Source organism: Thalassospira sp. MIT1004, from assembly GCF_001858545.1.
Lineage (GTDB): Bacteria > Pseudomonadota > Alphaproteobacteria > Rhodospirillales > Thalassospiraceae > Thalassospira > Thalassospira xiamenensis.
Genome location: NZ_MCAO01000022.1, coordinates 448,180 through 462,572, shown reverse-complemented (window position 1 = coordinate 462,572; position 14,393 = coordinate 448,180). Strand labels below are relative to the sequence as shown.

The window sequence follows — 14,393 nt, the reverse complement described above, 5'->3', positions numbered from 1 at the left end:
ATGACCGATCCGATTGCCTTGCCAACGGTGCCGATGGAAATCACCGTCACGCCGGTGAATTCTGTTGGGCTGTCGATATCGCAATTCACCTATCAGGCGCAGGCGCAGGCCAATCAGGGGGAGCGTTGGGACATCGCCATGACGTTCGCGCCGGAGCGCCGGGCGGATGTCACGGCGATGCAGGTGTTTCTTCTGCAATGTCGCGGGCCGCTGAACCCATTTCTGTTGAATGATCCGCTGGCGCGGTTTCCGCAAAACAACACCGATGATGTGACGGTGCAGCTTGCGGGGGCGCACGATGCGCGGATCCGCACGATATCGACGATCAACTGGACGACCGACGACCCGGACGGGTTTGCGCTTCGCAAGGGGGACTATATCCAGCTTGGCAGTGGTGTCGCATCTCGGCTTCACATGGTGCTGAACGACGTTGAAATTACCGATGAAATGACCGGTGCAGCCGATATCGATATCTGGCCCGCCACCCGCGCGGCTTATGTCGACGGGGCAACGGTGGTTTATCGTGATCCCAAGGGTGTGTTTCGCCTCAAGCCGGGTGAAACCGGGCAATGGCGGGGAAATCCCGGTGATTATTATGACGGCATCACCTTCGGGGCGATGGAGTACATCACATGAGAACCGACATTGATCCGGATTTGCTGGCGCAATTGTCGGGCGACCGGTTGATGCCGGTTCTGTTTGCGCGCATCGGGACGGCTTCGGGTGATGTGCGGATGTGGACCGGGATCGGGCCGATTTCGTGGGGCGGGTTTGAATGGCTGGGCGGCGGTGAATTCGTCGGCATATCGGAGATCGAGGAAACCGAGGAAATACAGGCCAACGGCCTGACCTTCCAGCTATCCGGGATTCCGATTGAATACCTGTCGCTGACCCTGACCGAAATGCGGCAGGGCCTTCCTGGTGATCTTTATGTCGGGGCGATGTCCGATACCGGTGTTTTGATCGGCACGCCTTACAAGGCGTTTTCCGGTCTGACCGACGTTCCGGTGATCGATGATGACGGTTCGACCATGACCATTTCGGTTTCGGTCGAAAGCGATCTGGTTGATCTGGAACGATCGAAAGTCCGGCGTTTTACCGATGAAGACCAGAAGGCGATTTACCCGGATGATCGGGGGTTCGAATTCGTCAACCGCCTGCAGGATACTGAAATCACGTGGGGGCAGATCAAGTGACGCGATTGCCGCTTTGGGAAAGCAAGCTGTCAGACTGGCAACAGGCCGCTGCAAGGCGGCCGTTTTCGTGGGGCGATGCCGATTGCTGCCTGACCGTCTGTGACGGGTTGCAGGCAATCACCGGGATCGATCCCGCCCAATCGTTTCGCGGGAAATACAAGACCAAAACCGGGGCCTATGGCGCGCTGAAACGCTTCGCCGGGGGCGGGCTTGCCGCGACGGCGGAAAAGATCACAAGCGATCTGGGCTGGCCGGAAATCCCGGTTCTGATGGCGCGGCGTGGCGATGTCGGGCTTGTCAGTACCGACGAGGGCGAGGCGCTGGCGATCTGTGTCGGCCCGCGCTGGGCGACGCAAGGGGCCGCCGGGCTGGTTTATTTTTCCATCAAATCGGGCCTGCGTGCCTGGAGGGTCTGACCCATGCCACAGGCTGCGGTTGCTGTTGTTGCCGCGGCGGCGGCCAAATATGCGGCGACCTATGTTGTCGTCAATACCCTGCTGGCCTACGCCATCAGTGCGGTTGTGGCCGGTGTCATCACCTATGCCGGTGCGGTTGCGTTCCAGAAAAAGCCCAAAGGGCAGAGTTTTGATGCGTCCGGGCTTGCCACCCGCACCCAGATGGTGCGCCAGCCGCTGGCAACCCGTCCGATCATTTATGGCGAGGTGCAGGCTTCTGGCCCGGTGACATACATGAATGTCACCGATGGCAAGCGCAAGCTGCAATGGCTGATCACCCTGACCGGTCATCCGGTCGAGGAAATCGGCGATATCTGGTTTGGCGATACCAAGGTGTTTTCCGGATCGGGCACAGGCAATGCCATCGGCAAATATGCCGGGTTTGCATGGTTCTGGAAGGGTGACGGCACGGATGCAGGCGATGCCGACCTGCTGGCCGCGATGCGGGCACGCAACAGCGAATGGACGGTTGATCATCGGCAGCGCGGATGCGCCAAGCTGTATTGTGAACTGACCTATGACCAGGACATTTATGCGGGCGGCATCCCGCAGATCAAATGCCTGGTGAAGGGCAAGAAAGATATCTATGACCCGCGCAGCGATACGACCGGTTACACCGATAACTGGGCGCTGGTAACCGCCGACTATGTCAAGATTTCCGACGGTGTCGGTTCGGGCTATGAGGCGATAGAGGAAGATACCCTTATCGCGTCGGCCAATGTGTGTGATGAAGATGTCACGCTGGCGGCGGGCGGCACGGAAAAACGTTATGTCGTTTCCGGGGTGATTGATACCGGCAATCCGGTCGGTGACAATCTGCGCGAATTGCTTAATCCGGGCGGCGGTATTGCGACCCGTGCGGGCGGAAAATGGTCGATCCTGCCGGGCTATTACCGCACGCCGGAAATCGAAATCGATGAAAGCTGGCTTGACGGCCCGATCCGTGTGCGGACCCGGCAGTCAAAACGCGATCTGTTTAACGTGGTGCGCGGGGTGTATTCATCCCCCGAAAGTCTGTGGCAGCCGACCGACCTACCGGTTCTGAAATCGGCAACCTTCATTGCCGAGGATCAGGGCCGCGAAATCGCGGTTGACCGTGAATTCCTGTTCACCACGTCACCGGCCTGCGGGCAGCGGTTGCAGAAGCAGGCGCTGTTCAAGAACCGTCTGCAGGCCGAGGTTGAACTTAAATGCAACCTAAAGGCATTTGCGGTGCAGGTCGGCGATGTCGTCGGCTTTACCCGGTCTGCCTATGGCTGGGATAACAAACCGTTCGAGGTGGTGACCTGGCGTCTGGCACCGCGCGATGATGGTGATGTGATCCGGCTGGGTGTGGATATCACGCTGCGCGAGACGGCGGCGGCGGTCTATGACTGGACCGCCGATGATGAAACCATCGTCGCGGCATCGTCGGCCAATACCCTGCCGGGGCCGGGTGATGTAGCGCCGCCTGACGGGCTGGATGTGACGGAGGTCCAGTATGAAACCCGCGAAGGGGGCGGTGTCAAGATCAAGGCGGTGCTGTCGGCGGGAGAGGCCGATGACGGGTTTGTCGTGTCCTACCGGTTTGAAAGCCGCGAAATCGGCGCTTTGGACTGGACGGAATATGCACCTGTCCCGGCACCGGAACTTGAAATATTCGATATGCCGGCCGGTGTCTATGACTTCCGGGTCAAGGCGGTCAACCGGGTTGGCGCAAGTTCGGAATATGTCACGATACGTCGCGAAATCTATGGACTGCCGGGCAAGCCTTTGGCGGCAACCGGGCTGACGATTTCGGCGCTTGGCGGGCTTGCGGTTCTGCGTTGGGATCGATCCACGGAACTTGATGTTCGGATGGGCGGGCAGGTGCGGTTCCGTTGGTCCCCGGCAAGCAGCGACCCGCTGGTGTCGGAAAGTTCCACGATTGGCGCGCCGGTTCCGGGCGGGGATACGGTGGCGGTCCTGCCGCTGAAACCAGGTTGCTATCTTCTGCAATTTGTTGATGCGTCCGGTTCGATTTCCGATGCGGTATGGGTTTCGACCGATGGTGCAACAGTGCAGGAATATGGCGATGTCATTGATCTGGTCGAAAGTCCGGCATGGTCCGGCACGCTTGAAAACCTTGCGGTCGATGGCGGAGACCTGAAACTGACCGGGTCGGGGATGTTTGACGATATTCCGGCCTTTGATGAAATCGCCTCGCTTGATGCCTATGGCGGTATCGTCGCAAGCGGGCTTTATACCCATGCGGCGGGCCATCATTTCGGCACCAAAAGCCGACGGGTGTTAAGCGCATCGGTCAGTCTGCAGACTGTCAATGTCATTGACCTGTTTGATCAGCGCGAGGGCACGGTTGATAGCTGGGCCAGCTTTGACGGCGAAAGTGGCGGTGAAGGTGATGCCATCACCTGGTATCGCACCACAGATGATGATCCGGACATCGTGCCGGAACCGCAATGGTCGGCGTGGCAGCGGCTTGACCGGGCAGAGGTATATTGCCTGGCAGCGCAGTACCGCACCGAAATCACGGTGTCGGACGGATCCTATAACGTTCTGATCAGCGATCTGCGCGTGCGCGCGGAAAGCCTTGCATAATCAAGGATAATCACATGGCTAAAAAACGGCGCACTTCCGGTGCGGCGACCAAATGGGTTGCCGTTCTGGATGATCAAAACATCCTGCGCGGAATCAGGGAAGTTGCCCTTGACGAACCAGGTGTTGACCTTCCGGCAGGCTGTGACCTTCTGGAACAGAAAAGCCTGTTTCGCTACATCGCAAAGACCGGTCAGTTCAAACCGATCCGCGATAAAATGCCCTGCGCCGAAGATGCGATGATCGCGATCATCGATGCGCTGGAAAATGCAGGCATCTCTATGGCTCCAGTCGCCACCGACTGGCGCGATTTCCGCAACAAGCGCAAGGCGGGGAGTGACGACTGATGGCACAGCATGACATGAATATTGCCGATGGTTCGGGTGCTGTTGTCCGGTCGGATGTGAATGGTGCGATCGAGGCGCTTGCTACATGCCAGATGGGGGCAACCGCGCCCAGCCCGACATGGCCGCTTATGTGGTGGGGGGATACCGGCAACAGTCGGCTTAAGCAGCGCAATGCGGCAAACACCGCATGGATTGATCGGGGCGATCTGACATCTGCATTTTTGCAGGCGTCGGATATTGCAGCAGGTGGTAGTGCAGGATTGCTTCGGGCGGATGGGGATGGGTCGCAACTGACAGGTATATTTTCATCAACAGTATCTGCGGCTTCTAAAAACCTTGTCGGGGCCTACGCGACCGCATCAACAGCAACCTATACCGCCGACGAGTTGGTTTTGAAAAACTCGTTAGGTTCCGCTTATCTCGCAAGTAACGTTTCGTTCACGGTTGATATCACGGCGTCTGGCGTTAATGGCCTGGATGCTGGATCAGAAGCATCTGACACATGGTACTACATTCACGCCATTTACAACGGCACAAGCACCAACGGTCTTATTTCAACCAGCGCAACAGCACCGACCTTACCGAGCGGTTACACCTATTCCGCTCTGATCGGCGTTATTAGGAATGATAGCAGCGGGGGCTTCTTTCCGTTTTTGCAAAACGACCGACAGATCAGCGTTCAGCCTCACTCTGTTTTTGCTGGTGTCGCGGGTGTCTCATCTTTTACATCCGTCAGTCTTTCTTCGCATGTCCCGCCGATTGCCAAATCCTGTGACGGCTGGTTCGGCCATGCTTCAATCAACATTACAGCAGGCGTTCGAGTTGCGTCTGATACGGCTGGTCTTGGTGCGCAGGCTCTTGCGGCTCAATCATCTGGGGTTGTGTATGACGGCTACGCAATCCGCATGACATTCATTGATTTAAAGTGCCCGTCCCAGACGATCTATTGGGCTAGCGTCAACGTTGGCACGGCAACGCACGCAATGGCTATTGTCGGCTATCAAATATAGGAGATTAGATATGCATACTATTTTTTACGGACAAGAGAACGTTCCCGGCAACAATTCTGTTGATAACCCTGCATGTTCTAATGCCGGTGTTTTGAACGCTGGAAGTTTGCCTTTCACGGTTCCCGCAGGCAAAAAAGCTGTGGTCAAATCTTACGGCATCGAGGGATATGACTTTGCTGGGATTTCGGTAATTTTCCCGTGGATCGGCAGTACGATCACATCGAACAATCAGTGCCTGCATTCATGCGCAGCAGACAGCGGAAGCAATGAAGTTTTGGGCGGAGAATGGGAAGTTGACGAAGGTGAAACGCTCAACATACGATTGCAAAACGGTACAGCGAATACGGCGGTTTTCGGCTGGTACTGCAAGATTGAGGTTGTGGACCAATGACCTGCTATCCTCACATTGAAAACGGCGAGGTTCGGGGAGTTTATTACTCCCCGCAGCCGGGAAAAGCAGAAGAACCTTATACCGATGACGATCCTTTGATCGTTGCGTATTTCAACCCCCCGACAGCAATTCAGGATATCAAAGACGAGGCGCGTCGGCGGATTGATGAAATTGTCCCGCGTTGGATGATTGATCGTGAGATTCTTGGCGGGGATCCGGTGCCACAAGAACTGAAAGAGCAAGCAGAATCTATACGGACGGCATCTGACGGGCTTGAGGTCATACTGCCATACGATTACACCGCCGACAGCTATTGGCCGTCAACCTCGTAAGCAGGATTCACCATGAACCGCACATTATGGATCGCACTTGCTGCGGTCTTTTTTTTTATCGCTATCGCCCGCCATATCCGCAAGCCCCGTCTGTGGCGATCGCGCCAAGGTGATCGATAGTCTTGCGGCAAAGTATGCCGAGGAACCTGTTGCTGTCGGTGTCACGCCAAACGGCGGGGTGATCGAGGTGCTGAGCGCACCGGATGGTCAGACATGGACAATCCTGTTTACCCGGCCCGATCAGGTGACGTGCCTTCTGGCAAGCGGTGAAGCGTGGCAGCACATCGCGCCGGTTCCGGCATCGCGCGGTGATCCCGGCGACCCGGCTTAACAAACCTGCCGTTTCGACTTCATGCATCAGGGGGTGACAAGGTGCAGGAAAACATTCCGCCGGATTTCGATTGGGCCAATGTGCTTAAGCTGAATGCGCCGTTGCTGGCCTTTTCGCTGATGGTGCGGCTTCTGTGGCATCAGCGGCTGGTACGGGTCGGCCAACGCCGGTTCTGGTCATGGGATCTTTTGTGGGAACTGCCGATGGCGGTTCTGTGCTGTGCGGTCGGGGTGGGTGTTGCCAGCTATCTTGACCTTGTCGGCAGCCAGCAGATTGCCTGCATCGGCGTCTGTTCGTGGCTCGGGCCGCGGGGTGGCGAGGTCCTTCTGGATAAATTCCTGATGCGCTATGCGCCGAAAGGCACGGAAAAATGAAACTGCTGCGTGATCTTATGCGTGATCCGGTGATCTGGGTGTTTGCCGTTGCCGGTGCCGTGATTGGCGGGGTTGGTGCGTTCTTCCTGATCGGTGGTGTCTGGTTGACGATTGCCGGGGTTGCCGGTGGGGCTGTGACTGGCGTCATTGTCTTTGTGATCCTGCTGATGATTGCGTTGGCAAGTGGGGGTTAATATGGATTTGCAGATTGATACGCTGGCCCGCACGATTTATGGCGAGGCCAAGGCAAATGACGTTGCGGATGCACAGGCGATTGCCTGTGTTGTGATGAACCGGGTTGGGTATCGCAACTGGCCATCAACCCCGGCTGCGGTGTGCAAACAGGCGTGGCAGTTTTCCTGCTGGAATCAGAACGACCCGAACCTGTCGCGGATCATGAGTGCATCCGGTGCGTGGTTTGACAAATGCTGTGCAATTGCCAAGCTTGCGGTCGAGGGACGGCTTGAAGATCAGACCAGCACGGCAACGCATTACCTGACCCGCGCGGTGCGTTCAAAGACATTCTGGGCCAAGGGCAAGGTGCCTTGCTTTGAAACCGCAGGACACCTGTTCTTTAATGATATCGATACGCCTGCGCCGATCAGTGCCAAGGATGCGTTGGATCAGCAACGCCCGCTGTCGCAATCGCGCACGATCAAGGGCGCGTCTGTTGCCGGTGTCATGGCGGTTGTCGGCCCGGTGGCGGCGGATGTTTCATCCACGCTTGAGCAATACGCATACCTGTCTGACGTGATCAAATGGGGGTGTGTCGTTTTGGGCGCGATTGGCGCGGGCTGGGCTATTTATGCCCGGCTGAATGACCGTGCAAAGGGGCTGGTATGATAGCGGCTGTCGGTGCGTTCCTGTCGGGTGCGTGGATGCGCATCGCGATCATTGGCGGGGCGGTTCTTGCCGTCCTGCTGGTGCTGTTTTCCGCCAGGCATGCGGGGCGGCAGGCCGAACGGGTCGAAACCATGGCGCGCAACCTGGAGAACGTCAATGCACAACGCAAAGCGGCTGCTGCTGCCCCTTCTGATCGTGCCGGTGTTGTTGACCGGCTGCGCAACGGCAAATTCTGATTCTGCCGTCTGTCCGCCGGTGATCGAATATAGTGTGGAATTTCAGGGGCGTCTTGCCGATGAACTGGAAGCCCTGCCGGATGGTTCGGCGTTGGAACGTGCCATGATCGATTATGGCCGGGTGCGGTCGGAATTGCGGGCATGCCGTTCCTAATGCTGTTGCCGCCCGGCCCGTGTGGGGCCGAGGCGGCAGCTTTTGACGCATTCGGTCAGGGGCAGGCACCGCCGGTGCCCGCGCCCTTGTAGCGGGCAATAAAGTGGCTTGGCGATGTGATCAGCACTGTGTGTCGTTGCGCGCGGGTATGCGCCCAGATGTCCGCATACCTGACAGCGCATCCTGCGCAGGATATCGCCCAGTCCGATATCAGGGCCATGCCGTTCGATCAGTGGGCCAAGGCGTAAAACCCCGCCATGATCGCATAGATGGTTCGCGCAATAGACGAACATGTGATCATCATGCCGGGCCGCATCGCGCAGCGTGATGTAACCATCCCAATCGGGCATTTTTATTTATCCTGATTGTTCCTGTTTTGTTCTATTATCATCCCCGATTTCTAGGCCGTCGTCATCGCACCGAAACTGGTACACATTTTGGTACACATTTTGGTACACAACGCAAAATCAATAAGTTTAATAAACAAGCAAAAACAAACACTTGATGATAAGTGTAAGATCGGTCCCAATCCCTCCTTGTCCGCCATTGATCAAAGCACCCCAAAACGGGTGCTTTTTTCTTTTGAGCCGGGAATAAAACAATCATTTCAAACGTTATCGTATCAGGCGGGCTCGCTAATGGCGTTCTCGAACATCATCTATGATGGATCAGCTTTAATAATCCGACGAGGTTGCGATGATGTATTTCGATCCGTTCAAGTCCATCGCCAAACCATTGTTACTTGCGGGTTCGACCTTGCTGGCAGTGATGGTTCTGACGGCAACGGCGGCAGCGAGCAAACCGGCTGCTGCGCCAGTTTACGAAATCGCGCAATCGGGTGGTTTTAGCCAAGAAGAACGGCGTATCATTTATGACGTGCTTGATGCGGTTGACCGCAATATTGGCGATGACGAAAATCGAGGCAAAGGTGGCAAGAGCAAGGACAACGGCAACGGCAACGGCCAAGACGGATTGCCACCAGGCATTGCCATGAAGCTTGAGCGCGGCGGCACCTTACCCCCGGGGATTGCCAAGCGCGATCTTCCGGCGGATTTGCAGTCGCGTCTGCCATATCGTTCGGATGCCATTCGCCAGATTGTCGGCAATGATGTGGTCCTGATTGAAAAGGGGACCGATATCATCCTTGATGTGATCCGCGATGTGGTGCGCAACTAGCATCAGATGCGGTACCGACAAAAAACGCGGCGAAAATCTCACCGCGTTTTTTGTTAGTATATCTTTTATCTTTGCAGAAAATCAGGTGAAAGCGTTGAAGGTAATGATTGTCTGGGTGTCCTTGATATGGGGCAGCAGATGGATTTTTTCGTTCACATAGCGCCCGATATCCTGCCCGTCCTCGATATAGACCTTGACCAGCAGTTCGAACGGGCCGGAGATCGAATAGACTTCCGAGACCCCTTCGATTTCCTCGACCAGTGCTGTGGCAACGTCATAGGCTTTGCCCAGATCGCATTTCACGAAAATGAAAAAGGGATGCATCGGTGCGGCTCCGGTATTTGGGGATAAAAATTATGCCCCAAGCTATCGCGGTGCGGCGGTGGTTTCAATCATTACTGCGGCGAATATACGCTGCGTATTACGATTGCGGCGGGCGGCGCAGCATTTCAAGATGTTTGATGCGCGCACGCACCTGTTCCGGGTTATGCTGCCCGACCCCTTCAAGCAGGGTTTCAAGCATCACCATGCTGGCCGCCGAGCTATCCCATGTCGTGCCGGTTTCGATGCGCACCGGAAAGACATGCCGGGCGAATTGCGCAATCGGACTGAGCCACTGATCGGTAAACAGGATGATTTTGGCGTCCTGTTTGGCGGCGGCTTCGGAAAAGGCGATGACATCGGCCTGATAACGCCGGACGTCAAAGACCAGTAAAACATCGCGCTTGCCGATATCCAGAAGGTCTTCGGCCCATTTGGCACTTTGCCCCGAAACGCGCCTAACGTGGCTTCGCATGGTGCGCAGATGTTCATAGGCATAGACCGCAAGGGCGGAGGTGAACCGCCCGCCAAGGATATAGACCGATCCCTTGCAGTCGCCGATCAGTTCGATGGCACTTTGCAGTTCGGCCGGATTGATATTGGCAAGGCTTGTGCGGATGTTGCTGATGGTGGCCTCAGTCATTTCATGAAGCAATTCCCCCATCGGATGACCGGAATGATTGCGCGAGCGGGGCAGGCTGCTTCGCGTTAAAGGCGATTGCAGGCGGGCTTCGAGTTCGCCGCGCAGACGCGCCTGCATGTCGGGATAGCTGTCAAAGCCGATCTTGCTGGCAAAACGCAGCACCGTTGGGGCAGAAACACCACACCGTTCGGCGAAGGTCGCCACCGTTTCAAGGCCGGCCATCGGATAGTTGCCAAGCAGAGCCTGAGCGAGCTTGCGTTCCGATGCGGTCAGTGTATCGGCTTTTTGCGTGATCTGTTCGGCGACCGTTGGCTTTGTAGCCTGCTGCTTCACATTCAAAGGCGAGATTTCCCCGGTTATGCCATCCGCATGAAATGGCCAAACACCCGCAAAGTGCGCTTATGCATTGTTCGGGCGCGGTTTACCTTGTCTGACATACAAATACAATGATTGTAATGAATTTTACAATATTTGATATTCTTGTCATCAAAATTGAAATCATGTAACGTTCGTTACAGAAGGGATAAAACCCGTGCCGCAAAAAGCGGTGCAACAATTCAACGGCTTGGCAAAAGTCGGTCGCCCGGGAGGCGGTTCATCACACGGTACGGCCTTGCAAAAGGTAGTGCAGACAAGGGGATGCAATATGGGTTGTCAGGGCTGCGGATACTTCCATCCAGATTTGGTGTCGATGTTCGACCTGTCGGGTTTTTCCGGGCGGTAAGGCATTTCGGATCACCGTTCGTGTCCACCGGATGCGAACGGAGGGGATCGTATTTGCAGATGACAGGCCAGCCGCTGTTGCGACCGATAGAACAGGGAGATGTTGGGGTGGCGTTAGATGCCTGAATTTATCAAGACCTACGTCAGATGGGTCGATTGCGTGAACCGGATCATCGGCCGGTTTGCGATGTATCTGATCTTTGCGATGCTTGCGGTGCTTTTATATTCCGCGGCCACCAAGCTTATGGAATTTCCGGCCCTTTGGACGCTGGAAACCGCGCAGTTCCTGATGGTGTCGTATTTCCTGCTGGGTGGGGGATATTCCATGCAGCTGGACTCGCACGTTCGGATGGATCTGCTGTATGGCGCCTTGTCGCCGCGCAAACAGGCCGGGCTTGATGCAATCACGATCCTGTTTTTGATCTTCTATCTGGCGTTTCTGCTGTATGGCGGCGTTTCATCGACCGCCTATGCGTTCGAGTATGGTGAAACCAGTTATTCCGCGTGGTCGCCGCCGATGTCGCCGATCAAGGCGATCATGACCTTTGGCGTGTTCATGATGTTGCTGCAGGCGATTGCAACCTTCTTCAAAGATGTGGCAGCCGCCCGCGGGGAGAGCCTTTCATGAGTTATGAGATGATCGCTCTTCTGATGTTTTCCACGATGATGCTGATGCTTCTGACTGGGAAACGGGTTTTTGGTGCCATTGGTTTTGTTGCCGTTGTCTTCGCGCTTGGCATGTGGGGGGATGGCGGTTCTGAAATGGCGTTCAGTGCCGCGATGAAGCTGATGAAGTGGTATCCGCTTCTCACGCTGCCGCTGTTTGTTTATATGGGTTACATGCTTTCCGAATCCGGTCTGGCAGACGACCTTTACCGGATGTTCCATGTCTGGATGGGGCCGGTCCGCGGTGGCCTTGCCATCGGGACGATTGTTTTGATGGTGGCGGTCTCGGCCATGAACGGGCTGAGCGTTGCGGGCATGGCGATCGGGGCGAGTATCGCGCTGCCGGAACTTTTGCGACGCGGCTATGACAAGATCATGGTGACCGGGGTGATCCAGGCGGGCAGTTCGCTTGGCATCCTTGTGCCGCCAAGTGTGGTTCTGGTGCTGTATGGCATGATCGCGCGTCAGCCTGTTGGACAGCTTTGGCTGGCGGGGGTGTTCCCCGGGCTGCTGATGGCCGGGATGTTCATCGTTTATATCGCCATTCGCTGCTGGCTGCAGCCCGATATGGGCCCGGCACTGAGCAAGGAAGAACGCGCGGAAATCACCTGGGGTGACAAGATCGGATTGCTGAAGGCGGGGATTGTTCCGCTGTTCATCTTTTTCTCGATGACCGGTCTGTTCCTGATGGGGATTACGTCGCTTGTGGAAAGCTCGGCGGTGGGGGCGCTTGCCGCTACCCTGGCTGCCTTGTTCAAGCGTCGTCTGAACCGCGTTGTCATGGAAGAAACCCTTCGCAAGACGCTTTCGATCAGCTGCATGTTTATGTGGATCATTCTGGCGGCACTGGCATTTGGTGCGGTGTTTGACGGGCTGGGTGCGGTCAAGGCGATTGAAAGTTTCTTTGTCGATCAGCTTGGACTTGGTCCGTGGCAGATCCTGATCATGATGCAGATTTCCTTCATCCTGATGGGCATGTTCCTTGATGACACAGCGATGCTGGTGATCGTGGCGCCGCTTTATGTGCCGCTGGTCGGCGCACTTGGTTTCGATCTGGTCTGGTATGGCGTGCTTTATACCATCACCTGCCAGATCGCCTATATGACGCCGCCGTTCGGCTACAACCTGTTCCTGATGCGTGCCATGGCACCGCCAGAGGTGACGTTAAAGGACATCTATAAATCGATCACACCGTTTGTGATCATCATGGCGATGGCGTTGGGCATTGTGATGGTGTTCCCGCAGATCGCGCTGTGGCTGCCGGAATGGCATTACGCCCGGTAACAATACGAATCCGATACCGGCGGGGTCGCAGAAGGCCCCGCCGTTCAAAACAAAATCAATTCAGGGGAGGTTTGAATTTCCAACAACAGGAGGCGCTGCCAGACCCGTTAGGCGGGCAGGGCAGTTAATGAATGCGTTAACGAACTTCATCGATCAGGGAGATGATACAATGACGACGAGACGCGACTTTATGAAAAAAGCCGGTGTTGCAACCGCAGCAGCGGGTACGACCGCCTTTGCCGCACCTTATGTCAAGGCGCAGAATGCCAAGATCACCTGGCGTTTGCAGACCTATGCCGGTCCGGCATTGGGCGAGCATGTTATCAAGCCGGCGATTGATGCCTTTAACAAGGTCGCCAACGGTGAAATGGAAATCGAACTTTATTACGCCGATCAGTTGGTTCCGACCGGCGAGCTGTTCCGTGCCATGCAGCGCGGTACCATTGATGCGGTTCAGTCCGATGATGACTCGATTGCGGCTCCGGTCGATATTTCGGTCTTTGGCGGCTATTTCCCGTTTGCGACCCGTTACAGCCTTGACGTTCCGGTCCTGTTTGAAGAATACGGTCTGAATGAAATCTGGGACGAGGCGTATGGCGAAGTCGAAGGTGTCAAATGGCTTTCGGCCGGTTCGTGGGACCCGTGCCATTTTGCAACGGTTGATCCGATCAACAGTCTGGAAGACCTTAAAGGCAAACGCGTCTTTACCTTCCCGACGGCGGGTAAATTCCTGTCGCGCTTTGGCGTTGTTCCGGTCACCCTGCCTTGGGAAGACATCGAGGTTGCCGTTCAGACCGGCGAGCTTGACGGGATTGCATGGTCGGGCATCACGGAGGATTACACGGTCGGTTGGGCAGATGTGACCAACTACTTCCTGACCAACAACATTTCCGGTGCATGGTGTGGCTCGTTCTTTGCCAATGAAGAACGCTGGAACGAACTTCCGGAACATCTGAAAGTTCTGTTCAAGCTGTGCATGGACAGCTCGCACTATTATCGCCAGCATTGGTACTGGGGTGGTGAAGCCAAACTTCGTACCCATGGTACGAAGATGAAGCTGACCTCGATCCCGGATGCGGAATGGGCGACGGTCGAAGCCGAAGCACATAAATTCTGGGACGAGATTGCACAGACCAGCCCGCGTTGCGCCAGAGTTGTGGACATCTTCAAACAGTATGCTGCTGTGATGGAAAAAGCGGGCAAGCCGTATCGTTACAGCTAAGCCAATCGGGAATGGTCACATTTGACCGGGCAGGGGCGCGCAGGCGCATCATTTGTGTCTGTGTTCCCTGCATTCCCTAGGGTTTGGTTGATGTTACGGATTGTAACAAATAATA

Annotated in this window: 21 protein-coding genes; 18 read left to right on the top strand and 3 right to left on the bottom strand. The window is 56.0% G+C overall.

All coding sequences use genetic code 11. From position 1 onward, the window contains the following. Genes BC440_RS10860 through BC440_RS10795 form a run of 14 tightly spaced genes read left to right on the top strand, consistent with a single transcriptional unit; the run spans nucleotide 1 to nucleotide 8,243 of the window. A complete protein-coding gene (locus BC440_RS10860; protein WP_071240118.1) occupies nucleotides 1-636 on the top strand; it encodes a hypothetical protein in 636 nt (211 codons plus the stop codon). Further along, nucleotides 633-1,196: a hypothetical protein gene (locus BC440_RS10855; protein ID WP_071240117.1), complete on the top strand. Its 564-nt coding sequence runs from the start codon at nucleotides 633-635 to the stop codon at nucleotides 1,194-1,196. Before BC440_RS10860 ends, BC440_RS10855 begins: the two co-directional genes overlap by 4 nt. Further along, a complete protein-coding gene (locus BC440_RS10850; protein ID WP_083379343.1) occupies nucleotides 1,193-1,612 on the top strand; it encodes a hypothetical protein in 420 nt (139 codons plus the stop codon). The genes BC440_RS10855 and BC440_RS10850 overlap by 4 nt, the downstream gene beginning before the upstream one ends. Before the next feature lie 3 nt (nucleotides 1,613-1,615). Next, nucleotides 1,616-4,228, top strand: a complete 2,613-nt coding sequence (locus tag BC440_RS10845) for a phage tail protein (RefSeq protein WP_071240116.1) — start codon at nucleotides 1,616-1,618, stop codon at nucleotides 4,226-4,228. 14 nt (nucleotides 4,229-4,242) lie between these two features. After that, entirely contained in the window at nucleotides 4,243-4,572 is a 330-nt protein-coding gene (locus BC440_RS10840) for a hypothetical protein (RefSeq protein WP_071240115.1), read from the top strand. Further along, nucleotides 4,572-5,582, top strand: coding sequence for a hypothetical protein (locus BC440_RS10835; protein WP_071240114.1), 1,011 nt, complete (start codon nucleotides 4,572-4,574; stop codon nucleotides 5,580-5,582). Before BC440_RS10840 ends, BC440_RS10835 begins: the two co-directional genes overlap by 1 nt. A 10-nt stretch (nucleotides 5,583-5,592) precedes the next feature. Further along, nucleotides 5,593-5,973, top strand: coding sequence for a hypothetical protein (locus BC440_RS10830; protein ID WP_071240113.1), 381 nt, complete (start codon nucleotides 5,593-5,595; stop codon nucleotides 5,971-5,973). Continuing rightward, a complete protein-coding gene (locus tag BC440_RS10825; RefSeq protein WP_071240112.1) occupies nucleotides 5,970-6,305 on the top strand; it encodes a hypothetical protein in 336 nt (111 codons plus the stop codon). Before BC440_RS10830 ends, BC440_RS10825 begins: the two co-directional genes overlap by 4 nt. Before the next feature lie 37 nt (nucleotides 6,306-6,342). Then, nucleotides 6,343-6,636 (top strand): hypothetical protein, encoded by a 294-nt coding sequence (locus BC440_RS10820; protein ID WP_071240111.1) that lies wholly within the window; start codon nucleotides 6,343-6,345, stop codon nucleotides 6,634-6,636. A gap of 41 nt (nucleotides 6,637-6,677) precedes the next feature. Next, a complete protein-coding gene (locus BC440_RS10815) occupies nucleotides 6,678-7,010 on the top strand; it encodes a phage holin family protein (RefSeq protein ID WP_063093029.1) in 333 nt (110 codons plus the stop codon). Beyond that, entirely contained in the window at nucleotides 7,007-7,204 is a 198-nt protein-coding gene (locus tag BC440_RS10810) for a hypothetical protein (RefSeq protein ID WP_063093030.1), read from the top strand. Before BC440_RS10815 ends, BC440_RS10810 begins: the two co-directional genes overlap by 4 nt. A gap of 1 nt (nucleotide 7,205) precedes the next feature. Then, nucleotides 7,206-7,853 carry a cell wall hydrolase gene (locus BC440_RS10805; protein WP_063093031.1) on the top strand — a complete coding sequence of 216 codons (648 nt, stop codon included), beginning with the start codon at nucleotides 7,206-7,208 and terminating at the stop codon, nucleotides 7,851-7,853. After that, nucleotides 7,850-8,089 carry a hypothetical protein gene (locus BC440_RS10800; RefSeq protein ID WP_063093032.1) on the top strand — a complete coding sequence of 80 codons (240 nt, stop codon included), beginning with the start codon at nucleotides 7,850-7,852 and terminating at the stop codon, nucleotides 8,087-8,089. The genes BC440_RS10805 and BC440_RS10800 overlap by 4 nt, the downstream gene beginning before the upstream one ends. Beyond that, nucleotides 8,010-8,243 (top strand): hypothetical protein, encoded by a 234-nt coding sequence (locus BC440_RS10795; RefSeq protein WP_071240110.1) that lies wholly within the window; start codon nucleotides 8,010-8,012, stop codon nucleotides 8,241-8,243. Before BC440_RS10800 ends, BC440_RS10795 begins: the two co-directional genes overlap by 80 nt. On the opposite strand, the gene BC440_RS10790 is transcribed toward BC440_RS10795, so the two are convergent. Further along, entirely contained in the window at nucleotides 8,240-8,593 is a 354-nt protein-coding gene (locus BC440_RS10790) for a hypothetical protein (protein WP_063093033.1), read from the bottom strand. The two genes, BC440_RS10795 and BC440_RS10790, sit on opposite strands and share 4 nt — an antisense overlap. A 346-nt stretch (nucleotides 8,594-8,939) precedes the next feature. Here BC440_RS10790 and BC440_RS10785 point away from each other — a divergent pair, with 346 nt between their 5' ends. Further along, a complete protein-coding gene (locus tag BC440_RS10785) occupies nucleotides 8,940-9,419 on the top strand; it encodes a hypothetical protein (protein ID WP_247643563.1) in 480 nt (159 codons plus the stop codon). Between the two features lie 81 nt (nucleotides 9,420-9,500). On the opposite strand, the gene BC440_RS10780 is transcribed toward BC440_RS10785, so the two are convergent. Together BC440_RS10780 and BC440_RS10775 are read right to left on the bottom strand one after the other, a co-directional pair. Further along, nucleotides 9,501-9,743 carry an Lrp/AsnC ligand binding domain-containing protein gene (locus tag BC440_RS10780; RefSeq protein WP_007089884.1) on the bottom strand — a complete coding sequence of 81 codons (243 nt, stop codon included), beginning with the start codon at nucleotides 9,741-9,743 and terminating at the stop codon, nucleotides 9,501-9,503. Between the two features lie 97 nt (nucleotides 9,744-9,840). Beyond that, nucleotides 9,841-10,716, bottom strand: a complete 876-nt coding sequence (locus BC440_RS10775; RefSeq protein ID WP_071240222.1) for a MurR/RpiR family transcriptional regulator — start codon at nucleotides 10,714-10,716, stop codon at nucleotides 9,841-9,843. 508 nt (nucleotides 10,717-11,224) lie between these two features. Between BC440_RS10775 and BC440_RS10770 the strand changes: the two genes are divergently transcribed. The 3 genes from BC440_RS10770 (at nucleotide 11,225) to BC440_RS10760 (ending at nucleotide 14,278) form a co-directional block, all read left to right on the top strand. Next, nucleotides 11,225-11,734 (top strand): TRAP transporter small permease subunit, encoded by a 510-nt coding sequence (locus BC440_RS10770; protein ID WP_037987544.1) that lies wholly within the window; start codon nucleotides 11,225-11,227, stop codon nucleotides 11,732-11,734. Continuing rightward, nucleotides 11,731-13,056, top strand: coding sequence for a TRAP transporter large permease subunit (locus tag BC440_RS10765; protein WP_071240108.1), 1,326 nt, complete (start codon nucleotides 11,731-11,733; stop codon nucleotides 13,054-13,056). The genes BC440_RS10770 and BC440_RS10765 overlap by 4 nt, the downstream gene beginning before the upstream one ends. Before the next feature lie 169 nt (nucleotides 13,057-13,225). Then, on the top strand, nucleotides 13,226-14,278 hold the full coding sequence (locus BC440_RS10760; protein ID WP_071240221.1) for a TRAP transporter substrate-binding protein: 1,053 nt from the start codon (nucleotides 13,226-13,228) through the stop codon (nucleotides 14,276-14,278). Nucleotides 14,279-14,393 lie beyond the last annotated feature (115 nt).

What these genes read in the sequence shown, in the direction of transcription:
- BC440_RS10860 (WP_071240118.1), top strand. Translation starts at nt 1, where the DNA reads ATGACCGATCCGATTGCCTTGCCAACGGTGCCGATGGAAATCACCGTC.
- BC440_RS10855 (WP_071240117.1), top strand. Translation starts at nt 633, where the DNA reads ATGAGAACCGACATTGATCCGGATTTGCTGGCGCAATTGTCGGGCGAC.
- BC440_RS10845 (WP_071240116.1), top strand. Translation starts at nt 1,616, where the DNA reads ATGCCACAGGCTGCGGTTGCTGTTGTTGCCGCGGCGGCGGCCAAATAT.
- BC440_RS10840 (WP_071240115.1), top strand. Translation starts at nt 4,243, where the DNA reads ATGGCTAAAAAACGGCGCACTTCCGGTGCGGCGACCAAATGGGTTGCC.
- BC440_RS10835 (WP_071240114.1), top strand. Translation starts at nt 4,572, where the DNA reads ATGGCACAGCATGACATGAATATTGCCGATGGTTCGGGTGCTGTTGTC.
- BC440_RS10830 (WP_071240113.1), top strand. Translation starts at nt 5,593, where the DNA reads ATGCATACTATTTTTTACGGACAAGAGAACGTTCCCGGCAACAATTCT.
- BC440_RS10825 (WP_071240112.1), top strand. Translation starts at nt 5,970, where the DNA reads ATGACCTGCTATCCTCACATTGAAAACGGCGAGGTTCGGGGAGTTTAT.
- BC440_RS10810 (WP_063093030.1), top strand. Translation starts at nt 7,007, where the DNA reads ATGAAACTGCTGCGTGATCTTATGCGTGATCCGGTGATCTGGGTGTTT.
- BC440_RS10805 (WP_063093031.1), top strand. Translation starts at nt 7,206, where the DNA reads ATGGATTTGCAGATTGATACGCTGGCCCGCACGATTTATGGCGAGGCC.
- BC440_RS10800 (WP_063093032.1), top strand. Translation starts at nt 7,850, where the DNA reads ATGATAGCGGCTGTCGGTGCGTTCCTGTCGGGTGCGTGGATGCGCATC.
- BC440_RS10795 (WP_071240110.1), top strand. Translation starts at nt 8,010, where the DNA reads ATGCACAACGCAAAGCGGCTGCTGCTGCCCCTTCTGATCGTGCCGGTG.
- BC440_RS10790 (WP_063093033.1), bottom strand. Translation starts at nt 8,593, where the DNA reads ATGCCCGATTGGGATGGTTACATCACGCTGCGCGATGCGGCCCGGCAT.
- BC440_RS10785 (WP_247643563.1), top strand. Translation starts at nt 8,940, where the DNA reads ATGATGTATTTCGATCCGTTCAAGTCCATCGCCAAACCATTGTTACTT.
- BC440_RS10780 (WP_007089884.1), bottom strand. Translation starts at nt 9,743, where the DNA reads ATGCATCCCTTTTTCATTTTCGTGAAATGCGATCTGGGCAAAGCCTAT.
- BC440_RS10770 (WP_037987544.1), top strand. Translation starts at nt 11,225, where the DNA reads ATGCCTGAATTTATCAAGACCTACGTCAGATGGGTCGATTGCGTGAAC.
- BC440_RS10765 (WP_071240108.1), top strand. Translation starts at nt 11,731, where the DNA reads ATGAGTTATGAGATGATCGCTCTTCTGATGTTTTCCACGATGATGCTG.
- BC440_RS10760 (WP_071240221.1), top strand. Translation starts at nt 13,226, where the DNA reads ATGACGACGAGACGCGACTTTATGAAAAAAGCCGGTGTTGCAACCGCA.